Origin of the sequence: Streptomyces sp. NPDC021115 (genome assembly GCF_044333065.1) — a bacterium.
Classification (GTDB): domain Bacteria; phylum Actinomycetota; class Actinomycetes; order Streptomycetales; family Streptomycetaceae; genus Streptomyces.
In genome coordinates this window covers 453,618-476,255 of sequence record NZ_JBIRQF010000005.1, presented here as the reverse complement: position 1 = coordinate 476,255, position 22,638 = coordinate 453,618, and the positions used below count along the sequence as shown (strand labels likewise).

The window sequence follows — 22,638 nt, the reverse complement described above, 5'->3', positions numbered from 1 at the left end:
GGGTGCCTTTCGTCGTCCGTGCGCCCGTCATCGTATGCGCGGCGGGTGGCCCATGGCTGAGGCGGAGACCGGCGTGAGCGGGGGGCGCGGCGCGCAGCTGGAACGGACCGGGCTGCGGCACGGCTGGACCACCGGCGCGTGTGCCACGGCCGCGACGACCGCCGCGTACACGGCGCTCCTCAGCGGCGACTTCCCCGATCCGGTGACCATCTCGCTGCCCAAGGGCCAGCGGCCAGCGTTCGCCCTGGCGGCCGAGGAGCTGGCCGCTGACCGGGCCATGGCCGCGGTCGTGAAGGACGCCGGGGACGATCCCGACGTCACGCACGGCGCGCTCGTACGGGCCACCGTGCGGGCCCTGCCGCCGGGCCGCGGCGTGGTGTTCCGGGCCGGACCCGGCGTCGGCACCGTCACCCGCCCCGGACTGCCGCTCGCGGTGGGCGAACCGGCCATCAACCCCGTGCCGCGCCAGATGATGAGCGACCACATCGCCGAAGTCGCCGCCCGCCACGGCGGCAGCGGTGACGTCGAGATCGAGATCGCCGTCGACCACGGCGAGGAGATCGCCCGCAGCACGTGGAACCCCCGGCTGGGCATCCTCGGCGGCCTGTCCATCCTCGGGACGACCGGCATCGTGGTGCCGTACTCCTGCTCGGCCTGGATCGACAGCATCCGGCGCGGGGTCGACGTGGCGCGGGCGGCGGGGCGGCGGCATGTGGCGGGATGTACGGGGTCGACCTCCGAGAAGGTGGCGGTGGCCGAACACGGACTGCCCGAGGACGCCCTGCTCGACATGGGCGATTTCGCGGGCGCCGTCCTCAAGTACCTGCGCCGCCACCCGGTGGACCGGCTGACCATAGCGGGCGGCTTCGCCAAGCTCTCCAAACTCGCCGCGGGCCACCTGGACCTGCACTCCTCCCGCTCCCAGGTCGACAAGACGTTCCTCGCCACCCTGGCCCGCCGCGGCGGCGCGGACGAGGACCTGGCGACCGCGATCGCGTCGGCCAACACGGGCCTGGAGACGCTGCACCTGTGCGCGGCCCGAGCCGTCCCCCTGGGCGACCTGGTCGCCGCGGCGGCCCGCGAAACGGCCCTGGGCGTCCTGCGCGGCGCCCCGGTCGCGGTGGACGTGATCTGCATAGACCGGGCAGGCACGGTCGTGGGCCGCGCTGCCCCGCGCGGCCCACGAGACGCCTGACGCACGGACGCGCGGTGCGATACGCCACCCCGCTCGGCGCGGGGCGGCGCTCCCGGGATACGGGACGCAGCACCTCCCCGGGCACGGAGCCCAGGCCCCCACGCGGCACGAAGTACGGAAGCCACCCGACGTGAGGCACACCGGCCACGCGACGTGAAGTGCGCAACCCGACCGGCAGGAGCGGCCTCCCCGGCGCGAGTCGCGGTACGCACCTGACGCTAGACGCGGCGCCGGCGCAGCGTGGAGCGCGGCGCCTCCCCTGGCACGGGGCTCGGACGCTACGCGGCGTGGGGTGCGCGTACGCCGCCATGCGGCAGCCCCGCGGGCGACGCGGGGCGCGGTCCCGCTCGGTACGCACGAAAGCCGCCCGACGCGAGGCACGGCACCCGCGCGACGCAAAGTGCGTACCCGACCGGCAGGAGCGTCCTACCCGCCGGGCGCGAGGCGCGGTACACCCCCGGAGCGAGAGGCGGCGCCAGCACGCAGCCCGGCACGCGCCGCGCACGGTTCACGACGCGGGAGGCGGCGGGCGGGACCGAGCGGTGCCAGGCGCGGAGCCGGGGCGGTCAGGGGGCGGAGGTGTCGTACGGGGAGCGGTCGCGGTCCGGGGAGTAGAGGTGACTGTCGCGGAACTGGGCGGCGGCCAGGGTTCGGCCCACCATGATGACGGCCGTGCGGACTACGCCGGCCGCCTTCACCTGGGCCGCGATGTCCGCGAGGGTGCCGCGGAGGACCAGTTCGTCGGGGCGGCTGGCCATGGCGACCACGGCGGCCGGGCAGTCGGGGCCGTAGTGCGGGAGGAGTTCGTCGACCACGCGGTCCACGTAGCGGGCGGCGAGGTGCAGGACGAGCAGGGCGCGGCTGCGGCCGAGGGTGGCGAGGTCTTCGCCGTCGGGCATGGGGGTCGCCTGCTGGGCGATGCGGGTGAGGATGACGGTCTGGCCGACGGTCGGCACGGTCAGTTCCCGGCCCAGCGCGGCGGCCGCGGCGGCGAAGGCCGGGACGCCGGGGACGACCTCGTACGGGATCCCGGCCGCGTCGAGGCGCCGCATCTGCTCGGCGACGGCGCTGAAGACGGCGGGGTCGCCGGAGTGCAGCCGGGCCACGTCGTGTCCCGCCTCGTGGGCGGCGGCGAACTCGGCGGTGATCTGGTCGAGGTCGAGCCCGGCGGTGTCGACGAGCCGGGCGTCCGGGGGGCATTCGGCCAGCAGTTCGCGCGGGACGAGGCTGCCCGCGTAGAGGCACACCCGGCAGCGGGCGAGGGTTCGCGCGCCGCGCAGGGTGATGAGGTCGGCGGCGCCGGGGCCCGCGCCGATGAAGTACACGGTCATCGTGTCTCTCCGTCCGGTTTGGTGGTGGACCACTGGGTGACCGGCATCGCCTGGCGCCAGCCGGTGAAGCCGCCCACGGGGGTGGCGTGGGAGACGGCGAGGCGGACGAGGTCGCCGCCGTGGCGGGTGTACCAGGTGGTGAGCAGGGCTTCGGATTCGAGGGTCACGGTGTTGACCACGAGGCGGCCGCCCGGCGGGAGGGCGTCCCAGCAGGCGTCCAGCAGGCCGGGGGCGGTGGCGCCGCCGCCGACGAAGACGGCGTCGGGGGTGGGCAGTCCGTCGAGGGCGGCCGGGGCGGCGCCGGTGACGACGCGCAGGGCGGGGACGCCGAGGGCGGTGGCGTTGTGGGTGATGCGTGTCGCGCGTACCGGATCGCGTTCGACGGACACCGCGCGGCAGGCGGGGTGGGCGCGCATCCATTCCACGGCGATGGAGCCGGAGCCGCCGCCGACGTCCCACAGCAGTTCGCCCGGGGCGGGGGCGAGGGCGGCGAGGGTGGCGGCGCGGATGTGGCGCTTGGTCAGCTGGCCGTCGTGCGCGTACGCGGCGTCCGGCAGCCCGGGGACGGCGGACAGCCGCGGGGCGTCCGGGGACGGGGCCGGGGCGCAGTCGAGGGCGATGACGTTGAGGGGGTCGCCCGGCGGGTGGGGCCACGCCTCGGCGGTGCCCTCGACGGTGTGTTCCCGTACTCCGCCCAGCTGTTCCAGGACCCGCATCCGGGTCGGGCCGAAGCCGCGGTCCCGCAGCAGCCCGGCGACCTCGGCCGGGGTCCCGGCACCGGCGCTGAGGACGAGCACCCGGCGGCCGGGGTACAGGGCGCGGGCCAGGGAGGCGAGAGGGCGGCCGACGAGGCTGATCACCTCGGTGTCCTCCTGCGCCCAGCCGAGCCGTGCGCACGCGTAGGAGACGGACGAGGGGTGCGGCAGCACCCGCAGCGCGTCCGGGCCCAGCAGCTCGGTGAGGGTGCGGCCGATGCCGAAGAACATCGGGTCGCCGCTCGCCAGCACACAGATCCGGCGCCCGGCGTGCGCGGCGAGCAGCCCGGGAATCGCGGGGCGCAGGGGCGAGGGCCAGGGGACCCGCTCGGCGGCGCAGTCCGGTGGCAGCAGGTCGAGTTGGCGCGGGCCGCCGATGACGGCCTCGGCCGTGCGCAGCGCCTCGCGACCGCCCGGGGCGAGCCCGTCCCATCCGTCGGCGCCGATGCCGACGACGGTCAGGGGGGTGGGTGGTGGGCTCACTGGTTTCCTCGTGGTTCGCGGGGCGGCCGGGGCTGCGGCCGAAGTTCCCACCGCACTCTACTGACCTGCTACGACGTTCCCGCCTCCGGCTCCGGCTCCGCTTCGGCCAGCGCCAGCAGCTGCTCCACCGTCATGCCCGCGGGTATCGGCCGGGGCGCGGGCGTCCGCAGCGGCGGCTGCCAGCCGTCCTCGGGGCCCCAGCGCCGGATGACGCGGGCGGGCGCCCCGGCGACCACGGCGTGGTCGGGCACCTCGCCCCGTACGACCGCCCCGGCCGCGACGACGACGTTGCGGCCCAGCCGCGCCCCGGGCAGGATCACCGCGCCCGCGCCCAGCCAGCTGCCGGAGCCGATCTCGACGGGGGCGGAGCGCGGCCACTGGCGGCCGATGGGCTGGTGGGGGTCGTCGTACGAGTGGTTGTCGCTGGTCACGTAGACGTACGGGCCGCAGAACACGTCGTCGCCGAACACCACGTCCCGGGAGGCGATGACATGGCTGCCGCGGCCCAGCACCACCCCGTTGCCGAGGCGCAGCACCGGATCGGGGCCGAGGTCCACACCGGGCATCATGCCCGCGGTGAGGGTCACCTGTTCGCCGATGACGCAGTGGTCGCCGAGTTCGATCCACGGTTCGCCGAAGACCGTGCCCTGGGGGAACGCCAGCCGGGTACCGGTGCCGATGCGGGCGAAGCGGTACGGTCCTGGCCGCTCGGCGGTCACCGCGCCCGCGCGCTGGACGGCGCGCCATCCGCGGTGCACCAGCCTGGAGGTCGCGCGGCGGCGCCACGCCCGCCAGGATGAGAACACGTTCTCGTTCATCGGCATTCGCACACCGTATCGAGTATCGGCCCGTCCGTCCGCGTCAGTCAGGTGACTTCCGCAGCACGCAGTCGCCGCACAGGCCGCCGCCCGGCACCCGGTAGTACAGGCAGCAGGTGCGGCGCCGGAAGGCGAGCGGCACGGTGGCCAGCTCCCCCGTGTCGCGCAGCGGCGGGTACGCGAACTGGGCGCGGGCCACGGCCAGCGCCCGCTCCCCCGCCTCGTCCAGCCCCCGCGCCCGGCACCAGTCGTGCAGCACCCGCAGCGAACCCACCAGCGCCGAGGCGGCGTTGCCCCACAGCAGCCGGTCCGAGACCCGGTACGCGCGGCTGACGGCGTGGTGCAGCGGCGTCAGATGGGCGTACGCGGAATCGGCGAACTGTCCGGCGAGCCCGCCGGGTTCCCCCATCAGCCGCGGCGGACCGGGCCACCACAGGTCGTCGGGCGCGGTGCGCGCCGGGTTCCACCACAGCTGGTCGGGGCGGAGGTCGCGGACCGTGCCGGAGAGGGCGGCGGGGCCGAGCGCGAGCGACCATACGCGGGCGGCGAGCCCCTGGAAGGCGAGGGAGGCCGCGACCCTCGGCTCCTCGGTGCACAGGCTCGTGGCCACCGCCTCGACCCGGGCGCGCAGCAGGGGCGCGGCGGCGCCCTCATCCGTCAGCCGGTAGGCCGCGCCGATCGGCGCGTACCCCTCGGCGTCCGGATCACCGGAGCCGGTGCGCAGCGCGAAGAACGGCCCCACCTCGGCGGCCCATGCCACGTCGGCCCCTCAGCCGTCGGTCGGCGTACGGAACGCCTCCAGCAGCCGGTCCGCCGCCAGCGTCGCCGTCAGCGTGCCGTCGCGGACCTCCTGTTCGAGGCCGGGCGCCAGCCGACGCACCTCGGGGTGGGCGTGCAGCCGGGCGAGCAGCTGGTCGCGCACCATGGACCAGGTCCAGCCCACCTGCTGGTCGCGGCGCTTGGCCTCCAGTGCGCCGGTGGCCCCCAGCACCCTGCGGTGCTGCTCCAGCCGCTCCCACACCACGTCGAGCCCGGTGTTCTCGCGTGCCGAGCAGGTGAGCACCGGCGGGTTCCACGGGGCGTCCGGGGGCTGCAACAGCCGCAGCGCGCCCGCCAGTTCGCGGGCCGCGGACTTGGCATCCCGGGCATGGGAGCCGTCCGCCTTGTTGATGGTGACGACGTCGGCCAGCTCCAGGACGCCCTTCTTGATGCCCTGGAGCTGATCGCCGGTGCGGGCCAGGGAGAGCAGCAGGAAGGTGTCGACCATGCCCGCGACGGCGGTCTCGGACTGGCCGACGCCGACGGTCTCCACGAGCACCACGTCGTGGCCCGCGGCCTCCATCACCACCATGGACTCGCGGGTGGCGCGGGCGACCCCGCCGAGCGTCCCGGCGCTCGGCGAGGGCCGTACGAAGGCGTTCGGGTCGACGGCCAGCCGCTCCATCCGGGTCTTGTCGCCCAGGATGGAGCCGCCGGTCCGGCTGGAGGACGGGTCGACGGCGAGCACCGCGACCCGGTGGCCGAGCCCGGTGAGCATGGTGCCCAGGGCGTCGATGAAGGTCGACTTGCCCACCCCCGGCACCCCGCTGATGCCGACCCGCCGCGCCCCTCCGGTGTGCGGCAGCAGCTCGATCAGCAGCCGCTGGGCGAGATCGCGGTGGTCGGCCCGGGTGGACTCGACGAGGGTGATGGCGCGGGCGATGTACGCGCGCTTCCCGTCGAGCACGCCCTTGGCGTACTCCTCGATGTCGATCGTCCGTGGCATTACAGCTCGTGGCCGAGGTCGTCGGCCAGCTTCCGCACCAGGTCGTGGGCGGCGTCCGGGATGACCGTGCCCGGCAGGAAGACGGCGGCGGCACCGGCCTCGTGCAGGGTCTGGACGTCCTGCGGCGGGATGACGCCGCCGACGACCACGGTGATGTCCTCGCGGCCCGCCTCGGCCAGCTGCTCGCGCAGCGCGGGCACCAGCGTGAGGTGGCCGGCGGCCAGCGACGAGACGCCGACGATGTGCACATCGGCCTCCACCGCCTGCCGGGCGACCTCCTCCGGCGTCTGGAACAGCGGGCCGACATCGACGTCGAAGCCCAGGTCGGCGAAGGCGGTCGCGATCACCTTCTGGCCGCGGTCGTGCCCGTCCTGGCCCATCTTGGCGACCAGGATGCGGGGGCGGCGGCCCTCGGCGGTCTCGAACTTCTCCACCAGCGCGCGGGTGCGGTCCACGCCGGACGACGGTCCGGCCTCGTCTCGGTACACACCGGAGATCGTACGGATCTGGCCGGAGTGGCGGCCATAGACCTTCTCCAGCGCGTCGGAGATCTCCCCGACGGTGGCCTTGGCCCGGGCGGCGTCCACGGCGAGTGCCAGCAGATTGCCCTCCAGGCCCGTGCCCGGGCCGGACTCGGCGGCCGCGGTGAGCGCGCGCAGCGCGTCCTGGCAGGCGGTCTCGTCGCGCTCGGCGCGCAGCCGCCGCAGCTTCTCGAACTGCTGGGCGCGCACCGAGGAGTTGTCGACCGCCCTGACCTCGACCTGCTCGTCGCTGTCCACCCGGTACTTGTTGACACCGATCACCGGCTGGCGGCCCGAGTCGATCCGCGCCTGGGTGCGGGCCGCGGCCTCCTCGACGCGCATCTTGGGGATGCCCGCGTCGATGGCCTTGGCCATGCCACCGGCCGCCTCGACCTCCTCGATGTGCTGCCAGGCCCGCCGCGCCAGGTCGTGCGTCAGCTTCTCGACGTAGGCACTGCCGCCCCACGGGTCGATCACCCGCGTGGTGCCCGACTCCTGCTGGAGCAGCAGCTGGGTGTTGCGGGCGATGCGGGCGGAGAAGTCGGTGGGCAGCGCCAGGGCCTCGTCGAGGGCGTTGGTGTGCAGCGACTGGGTGTGGCCCTGGGTGGCGGCCATGGCCTCGACGCACGTACGGGTCACGTTGTTGTAGACGTCCTGCGCGGTCAGCGACCAGCCGGAGGTCTGCGAATGGGTGCGCAGCGAAAGCGACTTGGGGTTCTTCGGGTCGAACTGCTTGACCAGCTTGGCCCACAGCAGCCGCGCCGCCCGCAGCTTGGCGATCTCCATGAAGAAGTTCATGCCGATCGCCCAGAAGAACGACAGCCGCGGCGCGAACGCGTCCACGTCCATCCCGGCGTCGAGCCCGGCCCGCAGGTACTCCACCCCGTCGGCGAGGGTGTACGCCAGCTCCAGGTCGGCCGTGGCCCCGGCCTCCTGGATGTGGTAGCCGGAGATGGAGATGGAGTTGTAGCGCGGCATCCGCTGCGAGGTGAAGGCGAAGATGTCGGAGATGATCCGCATCGACGGCTGCGGCGGATAGATGTAGGTGTTGCGGACCATGAACTCCTTGAGGATGTCGTTCTGAATGGTCCCGGCCAGCTTCTCGGGCGGTACGCCCTGCTCCTCGGCGGCCACGATGTAGAGCGCGAGGATGGGCAGCACCGCGCCGTTCATCGTCATCGACACCGACATCCGGTCCAGCGGGATGCCGTCGAAGAGCTGCCGCATGTCGTAGATCGAGTCGATGGCCACGCCCGCCATGCCGACGTCACCGGTGACCCGGGGGTGGTCGCTGTCGTAGCCGCGGTGGGTGGGCAGGTCGAAGGCGACCGACAGGCCCTTCTGCCCGGCCGCCAGGTTGCGGCGGTAGAACGCGTTGGACTCCTCCGCGGTGGAGAAGCCAGCGTACTGCCGGATCGTCCAGGGCTGGTTGACGTACATCGTCGGGTACGGGCCGCGCAGATACGGGGCCACGCCCGGATAGGTGTCCAGGAAGTCCAGCCCGTCGAGGTCGTCCGCGGTGTACAGCGGCTTGACGCCGATGCCCTCGGGGGTGTCCCACACCAGGTCCTCGACGCCCTTGCCGACGCTGTCCTGCACGGCGGCGGCCCAGGCGGCGGAACCGGCGCCGCCGGTCGCCCGCTCGTCGGCCGGTCCGTCGAACTCGACGGCCGAGAAATCCGGGATCCCGCCCGCTTCCACCGGATTGCCGCCCATCACCGCACCCCCATGGTGTCCAGGGCCGAGGACAGCACCTCGACCGCGTCGCAGCCGACGTGGACAAAACCGTCCACCCCGGCCCGCTCGTACTCGTCCTGAAGTGTCCCAGGCCGTCCGGCCAGCAGGACCCGCGCCGCCCCGGCGGCCTTCAGCCGCTCGGCCACGGCCACCGCCTGCTCCGCGTACAGCTTGTCGCTGGAGCACAGGCAGGCCACCGTGGCGCCGCTCGCGGCGAACGCCCCGGCCACCGACTCGGCGTCCACCGTGGCCGGTTCCTGCACGGCCTCGATACCGCCCGCCTGGAAGAGGTTGGCGGCGAAGGAGGCGCGGGCGGTGTGCACGGCCGCGGGTCCCAGCGCGGCCAGGAACACCCGGGGCCGGGTGCCCCGGTCGGCCAGGTGCGCGTCGGAGCGGGTGCGCAGCGCCTCGTACGCCTCGTCGCGGCGCACCCGCGGCAGCCCGCCGCCGGGCCGCTCCGGCGCGGCCTCGCGCGCGACCGGCGGCTCGGCCAGGTTCGGGAACTCGCTCACGCCGGTGATCGGCTCCTTGCGGCGGGCGAGGTCGCGGGAGCGGCGCTCCCAGGTGGCGGCCAGCCGGTCGCGTACCAGCCCGGAGGCGAGCGCGGCGGCCAGTCCCCCGGCCCCCTCGATCTCCTGGAACCAGGCCCACGCGGCGCGGCAGATCTCCTCGGTCAGCGACTCGACGTACCAGGAGCCGCCGGCCGGGTCGATCACCCGGGCCAGCCCCGACTCCTCCAGCAGGACCGTGGAGGTGTTGCGGGCGATACGGCGGGCGAAGTCGTCCGGCAGGCCGATCGCGCTGTCGAACGGCAGCACCGTGACCGCGTCCGCGCCGCCGACCCCGGCGGCCAGGCTCGCCACGGTGGTGCGGAGCATGTTCACCCAGGGGTCGCGCCGGGTCATCATCACCGGCGAGGTGACGGCGTGCTGGCGCTGGGCGCATTCCGGGGCCGTCCCCGCCCCGCACGCCTCCGCCACCCGCGCCCACAGCCGCCTGGCGGCGCGCAGCTTGGCGATGGTGGTGAACTGGTCGGCGGTGGCCGCGTAGCGGAACTCCAGCTCGGCGCAGGCCGCCTCGATCGTCATCCCGGCCTCGGTCAGCGCGCGCAGGTACGCCACTCCGGCAGCCAGCGAGCAGCCCAGCTCCTGGGCCACCCCGCCGCCCGCCTCGTGGTACGGCAGCGCGTCCACGGTGAGGGCCCGGACGCCTTGGTGGTCGCGGTAGCAAGTGACGGCCAGTTCGGCGGCGGCGGCCAGGTGGGCGGGCAGGTCCGCGTCCCGGCCGGTGCGGGCCACCAGGCCCAGCGGGTCGGCGCCCAGGTTTCCGAGCGCCGCGTGCGGCGGCACCTGACGGTCGGCGTACAGCCGCAGCAGGGCGCGCGCCGCGGCCTCGAAGTCGGCGCCCGCGTCGAGGACGACGGGGGCGAGGTCGAGGTAGACACCGGCCAGGGCCTCGGGCAGCGCGTCGACGGCCACGCCGCCCTCGCCGACCGCCAGCCACACCGACCCGGCGCCGTTCTCCAGGTCCGTGAGGACGGCCCGGTTGGTGGTGTGCGGGTCCGGGTGGGCGTGCCGCTGGCGTACGTCCCAGCCGGAGACCGCGGAGCCCGCGACGCGCGCACCGCGCAGATACGGGGCGAAGCCCGGGTAGCCGGAGTGGCCGGGGTCCTGGGGGGCGTCCTGGGATGTGTAGAGGGGGCGGACGGTGATGCCGTCCTCGACCTCGGTCGCGAGGGCCTCTTCGGCGCGTACGCCCGTGGCGTCCGACGCGCCGGTTTTGCGCAGCACGCCTTCCACGAGGCGATGCCACTCGTCTCGCGTCACATCCGGGAATTCATCGGCTAGGGGAAGCCCGTCGGGCAGGACCGTCATGAAAGGGAGGCTAATGGCCTGGGCTAAAGCCGGAGCAGAGGGTAGGGCTGTGAGCTTACTCTCGGCCCCGGATGCCCGGTTCCGACCGATTACCGGCCGGTAAGTCAGGGGTTTACAGGGGCCGTAGGGGTTGCCCTGGCGGCGGGCCGAGGAGGGGTTCGCGGGGGCCGTGGCGCGGCGCGGCCACCGAATGGCCACCGAATGGGAATGCCCTCACGCAGAAGGCCCGCCCGGTGCGACGGGGGATGCACACCGGGCGGGCTCGATGACCTTTTTACCGCATCCACCGAGGGTTATGCATCAAAAATCTGTTCGCTTCCTCGTTCACCAGGTCACGGGGAGCGAGATCAGGCCACGTGCGCGCATGGAAGGGCGCCATCGCAGCGCCTCCCTCGGCACGTCCAGACGCAACCCGGGAAAACGGGACAACAGCGTGGCCAGAGCGATGTCGGTCTCCATCCGGGCCAGCGGTGCGCCGAGGCAGTAGTGGATGCCGTGACCGAGGGCAAGGTGCCCGGATCGGCCAATATGTGGATTGAGCGCGTCCGGGTCCTCGAAACGCGTCGGATCGCGGTGCGCCGAGGCCACGGAGAGCAGCACGGTCTCCCCGGCGGGGATCGTCACCCCGCCGATTTCGATGTCCTCCCGGGGGAAGCGGCGGATCGCGAGGGCGGCCGGGCCCTCGTAGCGGGCCAGCTCGTCGAAGGCGGCCGGGATGCGGGCGGGGTCCTCGCGCAGCTCTTCGAGGAGCGCGGGGTGGTCGAGCAGGGCGAGCACGGAGTTGGCGATGAGGTGGACGGTGTTCTCGTAGCCCGCGAGCAGGATGAGGAAGGCCAGCGAGGTCAGCTCGTCCTCGCTGAGCCGGTCGTCGCCGCCCTCCGTCTCGTCGTCGCGCACCCGGATCAGGTCGGACAGCAGATCGTCGCCGGGCTCCGCGCGCTTCTTCGCCAGGAGGTCGGTGTAGAAGCGCAGCATGGCGCCGACCGCCTCCTTCGCCCCCTGCGGCCGCGCCGGGTCCGGGGTGATCAGGGCGTCGCTCCAGGCGCGGAAGTCCCGGCGGTCCTCCTCCGGGACGCCCAGCAGGTCGCAGATGACGATGATGGGCAGCTGTCCGGCGTACGCGGCGAGCAGATCGGCGCGGCCGTCGGCCTCGACGGCGTCGAGCAGTTCCCCGGCGACCCGCCGGACCGGTTCGCGCAGCTTCTCGACCCGGCCGGGGGTGAACGCCTTGACCACGAGGCGGCGCACCCGGGTGTGGTCCGGGGGATCCATGTTGAGCAGGTTGGTGTCGAGGGCGGGCGGCAGGGAGAAGCCGCTGTAGTTGCCGGGCGCGGCGTGGCGCTTGTCCAGCGAGAGGCGCGGGTCGGCGAACGCCCGCCGTACGTCGTCGTAGCGGGTGACCAGCCAGGCGGGCCGACCGTCGGTACCGGCGATCCGGTGGACCGGGCCGGCCTCCCGGAGCGCGGCCAGGGCGGGATACAGATCTTCGATCAGCGCGGCGGTATCGGCGGTGTCAGCGGTGTTCGGCATGGCTCCCGACCTTAGTTGAGTGCCGTCGTCCGTCGCGGTGGCCGGGAGGCGGCGCCGGGGCTGAATCTCCCCGACGCCGCCTGCGCCACGGGCGGCCCCGACCCCCGTCCAGGGCCACCTCGTCCTTGGTCCCCTCCCGTTCACCGCCGCAGGCCGTGTCCGTCTGCTTGAATCAGGAAACCGCGTCCGAGCGCCGCCGCTTCCCCTACGGCAGCAAGTTGCCAATCACCGCACCGGGGCGATTGAGCCTTGACACGGGCGATCTCGGGGACGCCGGACGAGGCAGTCAGCAGGGGCGGCGCCAGGGGTCGAGGTCCAGCCGCTTCTGCATCGAGCTGAGCCGCAGCCGCTTCGCGGTGCGGCAGAAGTCCCCCGGCTCCAGGGCGTACTCGGCGTGGAAGACCGCCTTCTTCCGCCGGATGAACGGCGTGAGCTCGTCGCACTCGTCGTACTGGGCGCATTCCTCGTTGACCGCGAAGTCGAAGTCCCCCACCAGCTGGGGGATCTGGTCGAGGTCGTTCTTCAGGCCGATGGCCAGGCCCCGGTCATGGGCCAGCCGCGCCATCGCGCGGTTGTAGGCGAGCTGATGGGCGGCGGTGAGCGGAAAACCGGTGCGATCGCGGTAGCCGTCCGTCAGATCGGGCTCCACCGCGTCGAATCCCTTGTCCCGGCACATGTCCATCCGCCGGGCCATGAGCGGGCGCAGGACGGAGAGCTTCCGGATGTCCAGCCAGCGTTCGCCGCGCCAGCCGTTGCCCCGGCCCAGCAGGGATGCCGGGAAGGCGGCGCGGTCGGGCCGGAAGTTCTCCCAGGCGCCGACGTTGATGTAGCAGATCACCTTGCGGCCCCGGGCGTGCAGCCGGGCGACGGTCCGGGCGGAGTTCTCGAAGCCGTCGATGTCGTAGACGGGGACGTCGACCGACTCGTCGATCCGGCCCGCCAGCTGCCACTGCCAGGCGGTGCCGGGGCGCGGCTGCCAGCGCCGCGGCCGGTCGCCGCCGCCCGAGCATCCGGTCAGGATCAGCAGCAGGGCGGCGATCAGCACCGCCGTGACGCGCCGCGCCGACGGTGCTGTCCTCGCTCTCACAGGGCTGCCTCCAGTTCGTCGGGGGCCGACCGCCAGGGGTTGGCGCCCGCCCCGGGCACCGCGCAGTGCACGGCGGCGCCGCGCGCCCGGGCGGTGCGGCCCACCTGCCCGGCCCGCCCGCCGGGCACGTCGTACACCAGGTGGCAGAAGCGCCCCGGCGGATGGGCGGCGGTCCAGTCCGGCACCTCGGCCCGCCGGTAGGTCTCCCACCGGCCCTCGAAGGTGACCAGCAGATCGGCGAGGGCGGCGTACCGCGGATCGGGGTGGGTGCCGGGGTTGAGCACGACGGTACGGGCGCCCAGCACGCGGGACGCCAGCGCCAGCCGCCGGTAGCGGGGCAGCGTCGCGGCGTCCGCAGCGACCCGGTCGAGGAACACGCCGTCCACGCCGTACCAGCGGCGATGCCGCCGGACGTCGGTGAGCACCGCGCCCACCCGGCGGCGGCCGTACGCGGTGTCGACGTACCCCAGCAGCGGCGCCCCCGCCGCGCGCAGCCGCCCGGCGGCCTCGGCGAACACCGGGTCGGGGCGGATGCCCGGCCCGTCCGCCAGGTTGAGGACGACCCCGTACAGCCGCCCGGCGGCCCGCTCCAGCACCCGCCAGGGGTGCGGATCGGCCGCCGGGTGGACGTACAGGGGTACGAGCAGACGGCGCTGACGGGCCGTCATCGGACGGGCGCTTCGGCCGGGTCCTTGCTCGCCGCCCACAGACCGGTCAGCGACTCGGCGAAGGAGTACCGGGGCTGCCAGCCGAGCAGCCGGGCGGCGGCCCCGATGTCCGCTTGCTGCCAGCTGACGGCGGCCGAACGGGACGAGCCGCCGCCGCTCTCCTCGACGCGGCCGTGGAAGCCGCTCTCCCTCACCAGCCCCTCGGCCACCTCCCGCACCGGGCGGGCCGCGCCGCCGCCGATGTTGAGCAGGCGCGGGGGTTCGCCGGGCTCGGTGGCGGCGAGCCCGGCGGCCCGGGCGACGTCGCGGACGTCCACGAAGTCGCGGTGGGCGGACAGATCCCCGACGCGGACGATGGCGTCCGGCTCGTCGGCGCAGTGAGCGTCCCGCCGTATCGCGAGCCGCAGCTCGGCGGCGAGCCGCCCGGGCAGGCTCGCGGCCGGTGAGCCGGGGCCGAGCGGGTTGAACACGCGCAGGACCACGGCCTCCAGACCCGAGGCGAGGACGGCGAGGGTGCCCGCCAGCTTGGTCGCGCCGTACACGCCGAGCGGCCGGGCGGGCGCGGTCTCGCCCAGGGGGCGGCCGGGCTCGCCCGCCCCGTACTCGGCCGCCGAGCCGAGGTGGACGAGGCGGGCCGAGGGGGCGGCGGCCGCCAGCGCCTCGCACAGGACGGCCGGGCCGCGGGCGTTGGCCCCGGCGAGCCCCACCGCGCCGCCACCGACCGCGCCCGCGCAGTTGATCACGGCGTCGGGGGCGAGGGCGCGCAGGGCGTCGGCCAGCACGGCCGGATCGGCGGTGGCCAGGTCGACGGTCAGATCGGGCCGCGGTCCGGTGCCGGAGCTCGCTCCGGTGCTCGGTCCGGTGGGGGCGGCGCCGGACGGGCGGGCGCCGACCAGCACCCGCACGCCGGACAGGGCGCGCAGATGCCGGACGGTGTGCCCGCCCAGGAAGCCGGTGGCGCCCAGTACGAGGATGCGCACGGGCCCGCTCACGCTCCCTTGATCAGCATGCCGCGACGGGCGTCGAACTCGGCGTTGGCCCGGTCGTAGTCGTCGGGGCGGCCGATGTCCAGCCAGTAGCCGTCGAACTCGTACGCCCGCGGCGGCGTCCCGGCCTCCAGCAGGTCCAGCACCAGCTCGTCGAAGCCCAGCGGCAGGCCCGGGGTGTAGCGGGCGAGGGCCTCGCGGGAGACGCCGTAGACGCCCATGGAGACGCGGTAGTCCATGCTCGGCTTCTCGGCGAAGCCGACCACCCGGCCCTCATCGGTGTTGAGCACCCCGAAGTCGATGTTCACCTGGCGAGCGTAGGTCGCGATCGTCAGCGGCGCCTCGGCCTGCTGGTGGCTGCGCAGCACGTCGCCGAAGTCGAGGTCGGTGAGGACGTCGCCGTTCATCGCCAGGAAGTGCTCGGGCAGCCGGTCGAGCATGGTGAGCAGCGGGCCCATGGTGCCCAGCGGGCTGTCCTCGGTCGCGTATCCGACGCGCAGCCCCCACTGGGAGCCGTTGCCGACGTACGCCCGGATGATGTGGCCCAGATGGCCGATGGCCAGGGTGCAGCTGGTGAAACCGGACGCCGCGAGCTGGCGCATCACGATCTCCAGGATCGCGTGCTGCTCACCGATCGGGACCAGCGGCTTGGGCAGGGCGGTGGTGTACGGGCGCAGCCGGACGCCTTTGCCGCCGGCCAGGATGACTGCGTGCATGGGGTGGAATTCCTCTCCGAGGGAAAGTTGACAGGGGCTCAGACGTTGTAGATGTCGGTCTTGTAGCGGGCGAGGTGCGCCGGGTCGCGGAAGAAGGCGATGGTGTGCTCAAGGCCCTCTTCGAGGCTGTGCGCCGGGGCCCAGCCGGTCGCGGCGCGCAGCCGGGAGGCGTCGCAGACCAGCCGCATCACCTCGGAGTCGGCGGGGCGCACGCGCTGGGCGTCCTCGCGGACGTCGAGGGCGGTGTCCATCAGCTTGCCGACGAGGGTGACCAGGTCGCCGACGGAGATCTCCCCGCCGGTGCCCGCGTTGAAGGTGCGGCCGACCACGTCCGCGGCGGGCGCGGTGCCGACGGCGAGGAAGGCGGCCGCGGTGTCCTTGACGTAGGTGAAGTCGCGGGTGGGGCGCAGGTCCCCGAGGGTGACGGTGCGCTGTCCGGCGGCCACCTGGCCGATCACGGTCGGGATGACGGCGCGCATGGACTGGCGCGGGCCGAAGGTGTTGAACGGTCGCAGGGTGACCACGGGGGTGCCGAAGCTCGCGTGGTAGCTGTCGGCCAGCCGGTCGCCGCCCGCCTTCGAAGCGGCGTACGGGGACTGGGTGTTGATGGGGTGGTCCTCGGTGATCGGGACGGTCTGCGCGGTGCCGTACGTCTCGCTGGTGGAGGTGTGCACCAGGCGCGGGATCTCCTGGTGGCGCACGGCCTCCAGCACGTTGAGGGTGCCGGTGACGTTGGTGTCGACGTACGAGTGCGGGGCGCGGTACGAGTACGGGATCGCGATCAGCGCGGCGAGGTGGTAGACCGCCTCGGCGCCCTTGAGCAGGCCGCCGACCGACCCGGGGTCGCGGACGTCGCCGAGGACGACCTCGACCTCGGACAGCACGTCCTTCGGCAGGGTCTCCAGCCAGCCGAAGTCGGAGAAGGAGTTGTACTGCACCATCGCGCGCACCCGGTGGCCGGTGGCGACCAGCGTCTCGACCAGGTGCGAGCCGATGAATCCCTCCGCGCCGGTGACGGCGACGGGGGTGGCAGGGGTGTTTTCGGACATGCGGGAACTCCACTTCTCTTGCGGGGTGTTGTGGTGGTGGTGCGGATCAGCGGTGTTCAGCGGTGTGTGGTGATCCGGCCGAGGAGCGTGGTGGCGAAAACCAGCAGGACGGCCGACGCCCCGCCGCAGACCGCGAGTTGGACGACCGCCGGGACGGAGAACTTCAGGGCGAGCGCGGCGGTTTCGGCTCCGGCCGCGGCCAGACACACCGCGGCGGGTGGCCAGGCGCTGCCGAACGCCTGGAGCAGCAGCCCGCTCCACAGCACCGCCCCGAGAGCCAGGACGGCGAGCAGCCGGGCGGCCCCCAGCTGCGGTGGCGCGGTGGCCGGGGACGCGGCGGGCCACAGGGCGTGGGTGGCGAACACGAGCGCGGTCAGGGCGGTGAGATATCCGGTCAGACAGAGCCCGAGCACCCCGGCTGCCCGCAGGCGCAGGCCCGCCGGGGCTGTGCTGTGGGCGAGCGCGCCGAGCGCGAGCCCCCGGCAGCGGTGGAGCAGCCATTCGGCGGCGCCCATGCTGAGGGTCAGCGCGATCACCGTGGCTCCGGCCAGCGCGGCACCGGCCCCGTACCGCACCATGTCGCCGAGCGCGGCCATGGTGGTGAGCACGGCACATCCGAGCCCGAAGAGCCCGTACGGCAGCGAAGCGGCCAGCGGCGGGGCCGGGACGGAGACGGTGTCCTCCGCCTCGCGCCAGGCCCGTACGGTGACGCCCGCGGCCGCCGCCAGCACGGCGCCGATCGTGGCGAGCAGCGCCACCATCCGTACCCAGGAGGGCAGTTGGACGGCGACCGACAGGCCCGCGCCCACGGCCGTGGGCAGCAGGGCCAGCGGCAGCAGCCGTTCCTTGCCGAGGACGAGCAGCGCCGTGGCCGCCGCCAGATAGACCGACTGTCCCGCCGCGAAGGCGAGCGCCGCACCGGGGGCGGGCAGCAGCAGCGCGGCCAGACACGCGAGCACCGCTCCCAGCGGGGCGCCGAGGCGCAGGCACCGCCCGGCCGCCGCGCGGCCGCCCGACGCCAGTTGGGTATACGCACGGTGGGCGAGCGCCTGGTTCCAGGCCCAGCCGACCAGCGCGGAGGCGGTGAGCGCACCGCTTCCGGCGGGCAGCCCGAGCACATCGGACGGGCCGCTGAGGAACGGCGCGCCCAGGGCGTAGCCGAGCCCGGGCAGGGCGAACACCAGCCCGCGGAACAGGAACCGTCCGGGGCGCGCGGCCCACGGGTCGGTGCGCGGCGGGGGTGCGGGGTGACGGCTCGGTACGCGGGCGTACAGCTCGGCCGCCAGCGCGAAGGTGTCCCGGCGCCCGAACCGCTCCTGGGCCTGGTCGCCGGTCAGCCCGTCGGCCTCCAGTACGGCCGCGATCTCATCGGGGTGGACGGCTGCGGCGATCAACTCGCCCTGCTCTTCGATGAGTTCGTCGACCGGGTCATGGGCCCAGCGGGGCCGCCGGGGGCCGCCTCCGCCGTCCCCACGACGCGGTGACGGCAGAGGCGGAGTCGGTACGGACGGAGTCGGTACGGACGGAGTCGGTACGGACGGGGCCGGGGCGGGCGGTACGAGCCGCAGCGGGCCGCTCATGCCGTGCCTCCCGCGACCAGCGCCATCTCCGGGGCCGCGGCCGCGGTGGCCCGGGACGTGGCGTCCAGCTCGTGGTAGATCTCGCGGAAGGCGCTGATGGTCTGGCGCAGGGTGAACTGTTCGATCACCCGCAGCCGGGCCGCCTCGCCCATGCCTGCCCGCAGCTCCGGGTCGCCCAGCAGCCTGAGCGCCGCCCGCGCCATGCGCTCCGGGTCGCGCGGCGGGACGACGAGCCCGCTGTCGCCGACCGCCTCGCGCACACCGCCGACATCGGTCGACACGGTGGCGCGGCCGCAGGACATGGCCTCGATGAGGGTGAACGGGAAGCCTTCGCTGATGCTGGAGAGCATCACCACGTTGCCCGCCGCGTAGGCGTCGCGGATGTCCTCCACCCGCCCCTCGAAGGTGACGGCGTCGGACACGCCCAGCTCCACGGCGAGCGACCGGCATCCGTCGCGGTAGCCCTCCGCGCCGCGCGGGGTGCCGCCGAAGAGGCGCAGGCGCGCCTCGGGCAGCTCCTTGCGCACCAGGGCGAAGGCGCGGATCAGCGTCTCCAGGTCCTTGATCGGGTCGACGCGGCCCGCCCAGCTCAGCGTGGGGACGCCCGGTTCGGGTCCGGCGGGCGGGAAGGCGGCCGGGTCCACGCCGTTGTACACGGTGCGGATGCGCTCCGGCGGGGTGCCGCCGTGCTCCTCCCAGCGCCGGTTGTAGCGGTTGCCGGGGGTGACGAGCGCGGCGCGCCGGTAGCTCTCGATCGCCAGCAGCCGGAAGAAGCCGAGCAGCAGCGCCTTGACGGGCCAGCTGTACGGTTCGGTGCGGAAGCCGAGGTAGCGCTCGCGCAGATAGACGCCGTGCTCGGTGAGCAGGAACGGGGTGCCGTACCGCTCACGGGCCACCAGGCCCGGCAGCGCGGCGAGTCCGCCGCTCACCGCGTGGGCGACGCCCTCGGCCGGGGGCCGCGCGGCGAGCGGGCGCAGGGCGTGCTCCAGCAGGTCGGTGGCGGTCAGGGCGTCGTGCAGGGTGGGGCGGGCGGCGGCGGTGGGCAGATCGGGGCGGGTCCATATTCGGGCCAGGGTGCGGGCCGCGGACTCCGAGGCCAGGGCCGCGGAGAGGGTGCCGCGCTCGGCGTACTCGGCGAGCCGGTACAGCTCGGGCGCGAAGGCGTGTTCCTGGGCCGGGTCGAGCAGGGCGAGCAGAAAGCGCTCGTACCCGGCCAGGAACGTCCGCATCGCCCGCCCGCGCGGGGCGCGCGCCCGGACCGCCGGGGGCGGGCCCCACAGCGGCAGGACGTCCACGCCGCGCACCTGGGCGGGCAGCTCCCAGGCGAGCGGTTCCCGTCCGGTTCCGGTCACCGCGACGACCCGGAAGCCGATGTCCGGCATGCCCCGCACGAGTTGGTCGCACCACACGCTGACCCCGCCGTGGCCGTGCGGGTAGGTGCCCTCGGTGAGCAGGGTCACCGAGACGGTGCCGGCCGTGGGCTCGGCAAGCGGTCCTCGCATGTCGGTTCGGTCTCTCCAGGGACGGCGCCGTGCGAACACGGCGGATGAGGGCAGCGGTGACGGCGGCCGTGACGCGACGGCCGGACGACGGCGGTGGATCGGTGCGGGCGGGCGGGCGCCTCAGTCGCGGCTGGTGTCGCCCGGCCCGTACGGCACGGGCTCGCGCACCCCGGCCGGAACGGGCAGCCGCCGGTCGGCGGGCGCGGCCGCGCGGAGGGCGGGGGCCGTGCCGGAGGGGTCGTCCGGGACCGCGTCGCCGGGCAGGGTGAAGGTGATCCGGCCGAGGGCGGGCGTGGCCCAGCCGGAACGCAGCCCGGCATAGGCGCCGCCGAAGGCGGTGGCGTTGCCGGTCTGGGTCGCCTGGGTGCCGGTGGGCACGGTGGCCGGGGCCTGGGTGCCGCTGGGCACGGTGACGGTGATGGTGTCGCCGACGCGGTACGCCGTGACGCGCCCGGCGGCGAGGGCGGCGTCCCAGGCGGCGCGCTTGCGCATCTCCTCGCCGGTGTCCTTCATCCGCAGGTTGACCAGCGGGGTGTTGTCGGCGAAGAGGCCGTCGTAGGCGCCGAGGGTCTTCTCCAGCACCGGGTAGACGATCCGCTCCTCGGCCAGGTTCGACTGGTGGACGTAGTGCGGACGCGGGTCGTTGGCCAGCACATGGCCGAGCGCGATCCTGGACTCCAGCGGCGCGATGTACGAGGCGTAGCCGGTGGCGGTGTCCAGCGGGGCGTCCAGGCAGGTGGTGGCCGAGGAGGTCTCGCACACCCCGCTGCCCCCGTCGGCCTTCCTGGCGTAGATCCAGTTGTACTCGTCGGCCTGCTCGGCGGCGCGCCCGGTGTTGTAGAAGATGTTCATCGGGTGGCGCGGCACGGTGGTGGCGGGGCCGAGGGTGCGCTGGTCCGTCTCCCGGGAGGCGTCGCTGGCGAGCGAGGTGACTCCGGTGAGGCCGAGGGCGGTCGACAGGTTGGGGTTGTCGTTCGGCTGCTGCGGCAGGGTCTTGAGGCCCGAGTGCTCGCCGGTGACCAGTTCGGTCCTGTCGACGGCGAGGTTCTGCCGCCCGGCCCAGGTGAGGTTGTCGCTGATCTGGCCGGTGATGTCGGTCAGCCCGACGTAGCGGGTGGTGCCGAGGAGGGTGGTGGCGCACCTCCACGGGACGACGGTGGTGTCCTGGACACAGCCCAGGAAGGGGTGGTTGTAGGTGTGGTTGATCCAGCGGAACGAGCCCTGGTCACCGACGAGTTGCTGGGCGAGCGGGTCGCTGCCGCCGTTCTCGTCCTTGTACGCCTCGCTGCCGCCGCCGTTGAAGGCGAGGTCCAGGGTGAAGCCGTGGGCGGTGGACCACTCCTTGGCGTACCGCGCGTCGGCCGCGGTCATCCGGATGGGGTCGTTCTCGACGCCGTCGCCCGCGGTGCCGCAGTCGATGTCGCCGGGGGTGCAGTTGAGTTCGGTGTCCCAGCGGTCGTCGGCGGCGAACACGTCGTCCACGTGGACGGCGAGGTAGTTGCGGTCGGCGCCCAGGTGGATGCCCTGGGTCAGCCACTCGACGATGCCGCGGGCCAGCAGCCGGAACTGGCTCTGGTAGCGGTTGTAGACGAAGGTGACGACGAGTTCACGGCGCCCGTCGTGGGCGTATTCGCCGACCAGCGACCCGCGCGCCGGGCTGCCGGGGACGGGCGCGTCCAGATAGCTGGTGTAGGTGGCGCCCTCGGCCTGCCGCTCCAGCGGGACGGCCAGATAGCCGTAGCTCTCGGTCACGTCCGGATCGTTGTCCTCGAACGGGACGGTGCCGTCGAGGTAGCCGAAGGGGCCCGACGCGCCGGACGGGGTCACCTTCGCGGTGCGGCCGTCCAGCGATCCGGAATACCCGGAATTCTGCGGGGAGTTGAGGCCGACGGCCGGGCGGGCGTAGGTGTACGCGTCCACCTGGCGGATGCCGAACCTCTTCTCGTACGCGGCCAGCGCGGCCATTTCCGCCGAGCCGTCCCCGAACGGATTGTCGTTCGGGACCACGACCGCCTGGTACTTGGCGCGCGGCCGTCCGTCGACGGAGTCGCTGAGGAACGCGGCGTCGATGCGCGAGCGCCCGGGGGCGGTGAGGTCGACCGTGGTGTACGGGGTACCGGAGCCGTCGAGTTCGGCGGTGATGGCGGCGGTCGCGGGACCGTGGTCGTCCAGGACCAGGACCCGCAGGTCGATTCTCGGCGCGGCGGCGGCGCTCGCGGTGAGCGCCGGAGCGAATGCCGTCAGCAGGACCGCGGCGGCGCATGCCGCGGCAGGCCGGGTCATCCGACCCATGGTGAACTCCCCCCAGGGGCAGCCGCGCAGGGCGCGCGGCGCCGACCGGTGAATGACGCGCGTCGGCACGCCGACGCGCGGCGTGCCGAGGCGGAACGAGCGATGAATGATCCTCGGAGAACGCGGCTTCGCGCGGCCGGGGCTCCCCTCCCCGGCGGCTGATGTCACTCCCCCCGCCGCTCACGGACAGCGGTGTCCGGACCGGCTGCGCGGCCGAAGCCGAGACCGCGCAGTCCATATAGTGCGCCATTCGGATGAAGATCGACTCCAGGAACGCCACTCAACGCGCCGGTGGTGAGCCGGTGGTGACTGGATTTCGTCGCTCCGTAACGAACGCTCTCCAGCGCCGCTTCAGAAGTGTGGAGGAGCTGTGAGGATCGGACATCCCTTGCGGCGCCTGATCGGATTTTTGGTCCGCGACAAGCCCTTCGAATGTCTGTTCCTGCTGCACAGCGGGGGTATCACCCCTTGTGGGCCGCGCCGAAATCGGCTGAATGACAGCCGTCCGAATTGATCGCTATTGAAGCGAATCGGGGCGCCGCTCAGTCCACGCTCTGGAGAATGTGCGGCTCGGCCAAGTCGTCCTCGTAACCGGCGAGACGGATCGGAGCGGAGCGTGCCCACACCTCCAGACTGCCCACTTCCGGCGGCTCCGCCCGCCGCCCGGCGTCTTCTGTGTGTGACTCGTCGCCCATGGTCTGCTCGGGGGTCACCGCACACTCCTTCGTGGTCGGCTGAACCAGATCTGT

At 74.0% G+C, this 22,638-nt stretch carries 18 protein-coding genes; 1 reads left to right on the top strand and 17 read right to left on the bottom strand.

The genetic code is table 11. The features are described from left to right. Nucleotides 1–52: 52 nt before the first annotated feature. Nucleotides 53–1,195 carry a cobalt-precorrin-5B (C(1))-methyltransferase gene (locus ACH4TL_RS19690; RefSeq protein ID WP_398315733.1) on the top strand — a complete coding sequence of 381 codons (1,143 nt, stop codon included), beginning with the start codon at nt 53–55 and terminating at the stop codon, nt 1,193–1,195. A gap of 566 nt (nt 1,196–1,761) precedes the next feature. Here the strand turns inward: ACH4TL_RS19690 and cobM are convergent. The 17 genes from cobM to ACH4TL_RS19605 all read right to left on the bottom strand — a co-directional run bounded on the left by cobM (nt 1,762) and on the right by ACH4TL_RS19605 (nt 22,602). Continuing rightward, entirely contained in the window at nt 1,762–2,526 is a 765-nt protein-coding gene (gene cobM, locus ACH4TL_RS19685) for a precorrin-4 C(11)-methyltransferase (RefSeq protein WP_398315731.1), read from the bottom strand. After that, complete coding sequence (cbiE, locus tag ACH4TL_RS19680) at nt 2,523–3,764, bottom strand: precorrin-6y C5,15-methyltransferase (decarboxylating) subunit CbiE (protein WP_398315729.1); 1,242 nt, start codon at nt 3,762–3,764, stop codon at nt 2,523–2,525. Before cbiE ends, cobM begins: the two co-directional genes overlap by 4 nt. A 68-nt stretch (nt 3,765–3,832) precedes the next feature. Next, complete coding sequence (locus ACH4TL_RS19675) at nt 3,833–4,588, bottom strand: acyltransferase (protein ID WP_398315727.1); 756 nt, start codon at nt 4,586–4,588, stop codon at nt 3,833–3,835. A gap of 37 nt (nt 4,589–4,625) precedes the next feature. Then, a complete protein-coding gene (locus ACH4TL_RS19670; RefSeq protein ID WP_398315725.1) occupies nt 4,626–5,342 on the bottom strand; it encodes a (2Fe-2S)-binding protein in 717 nt (238 codons plus the stop codon). A gap of 9 nt (nt 5,343–5,351) precedes the next feature. Next, nucleotides 5,352–6,347, bottom strand: a complete 996-nt coding sequence (meaB, locus tag ACH4TL_RS19665) for a methylmalonyl Co-A mutase-associated GTPase MeaB (RefSeq protein WP_398315723.1) — start codon at nt 6,345–6,347, stop codon at nt 5,352–5,354. After that, nucleotides 6,347–8,584: a methylmalonyl-CoA mutase gene (gene scpA / locus ACH4TL_RS19660; protein WP_398315721.1), complete on the bottom strand. Its 2,238-nt coding sequence runs from the start codon at nt 8,582–8,584 to the stop codon at nt 6,347–6,349. The genes meaB and scpA overlap by 1 nt, the downstream gene beginning before the upstream one ends. After that, nucleotides 8,584–10,479, bottom strand: coding sequence for a methylmalonyl-CoA mutase small subunit (gene mutA, locus ACH4TL_RS19655; RefSeq protein WP_398315719.1), 1,896 nt, complete (start codon nt 10,477–10,479; stop codon nt 8,584–8,586). The genes scpA and mutA overlap by 1 nt, the downstream gene beginning before the upstream one ends. A 324-nt stretch (nt 10,480–10,803) precedes the next feature. Next, nucleotides 10,804–12,009, bottom strand: coding sequence for a cytochrome P450 (locus ACH4TL_RS19650; RefSeq protein ID WP_398315717.1), 1,206 nt, complete (start codon nt 12,007–12,009; stop codon nt 10,804–10,806). A gap of 286 nt (nt 12,010–12,295) precedes the next feature. Continuing rightward, the gene (locus tag ACH4TL_RS19645; RefSeq protein ID WP_398315715.1) at nt 12,296–13,096 is read right to left on the bottom strand and encodes an endo alpha-1,4 polygalactosaminidase; all 801 of its coding nucleotides are present in this window, start codon (nt 13,094–13,096) and stop codon (nt 12,296–12,298) included. Beyond that, nucleotides 13,093–13,764: a spherulation-specific family 4 protein gene (locus ACH4TL_RS19640; protein WP_398315713.1), complete on the bottom strand. Its 672-nt coding sequence runs from the start codon at nt 13,762–13,764 to the stop codon at nt 13,093–13,095. Before ACH4TL_RS19640 ends, ACH4TL_RS19645 begins: the two co-directional genes overlap by 4 nt. Continuing rightward, entirely contained in the window at nt 13,761–14,744 is a 984-nt protein-coding gene (locus ACH4TL_RS19635) for an NAD-dependent epimerase/dehydratase family protein (RefSeq protein WP_398316057.1), read from the bottom strand. Before ACH4TL_RS19635 ends, ACH4TL_RS19640 begins: the two co-directional genes overlap by 4 nt. 8 nt (nt 14,745–14,752) lie before the next feature. Further along, the gene (locus ACH4TL_RS19630) at nt 14,753–15,466 is read right to left on the bottom strand and encodes an NDP-sugar synthase (RefSeq protein WP_398315711.1); all 714 of its coding nucleotides are present in this window, start codon (nt 15,464–15,466) and stop codon (nt 14,753–14,755) included. A gap of 38 nt (nt 15,467–15,504) precedes the next feature. Then, nucleotides 15,505–16,515: a GDP-mannose 4,6-dehydratase gene (locus ACH4TL_RS19625; protein ID WP_398315707.1), complete on the bottom strand. Its 1,011-nt coding sequence runs from the start codon at nt 16,513–16,515 to the stop codon at nt 15,505–15,507. 56 nt (nt 16,516–16,571) lie between these two features. Next, complete coding sequence (locus tag ACH4TL_RS19620; RefSeq protein ID WP_398315706.1) at nt 16,572–18,095, bottom strand: hypothetical protein; 1,524 nt, start codon at nt 18,093–18,095, stop codon at nt 16,572–16,574. Next, on the bottom strand, nt 18,092–19,597 hold the full coding sequence (gene pelF, locus ACH4TL_RS19615) for a GT4 family glycosyltransferase PelF (protein ID WP_398315704.1): 1,506 nt from the start codon (nt 19,595–19,597) through the stop codon (nt 18,092–18,094). The genes ACH4TL_RS19620 and pelF overlap by 4 nt, the downstream gene beginning before the upstream one ends. Nucleotides 19,598–19,717: 120 nt before the next feature. Continuing rightward, nucleotides 19,718–21,889, bottom strand: coding sequence for a hypothetical protein (locus ACH4TL_RS19610; RefSeq protein ID WP_398315702.1), 2,172 nt, complete (start codon nt 21,887–21,889; stop codon nt 19,718–19,720). Nucleotides 21,890–22,431: 542 nt separating this feature from the next. Next, entirely contained in the window at nt 22,432–22,602 is a 171-nt protein-coding gene (locus tag ACH4TL_RS19605) for a hypothetical protein (protein ID WP_398315700.1), read from the bottom strand. Between the last annotated feature and the right edge of the window lie 36 nt (nt 22,603–22,638).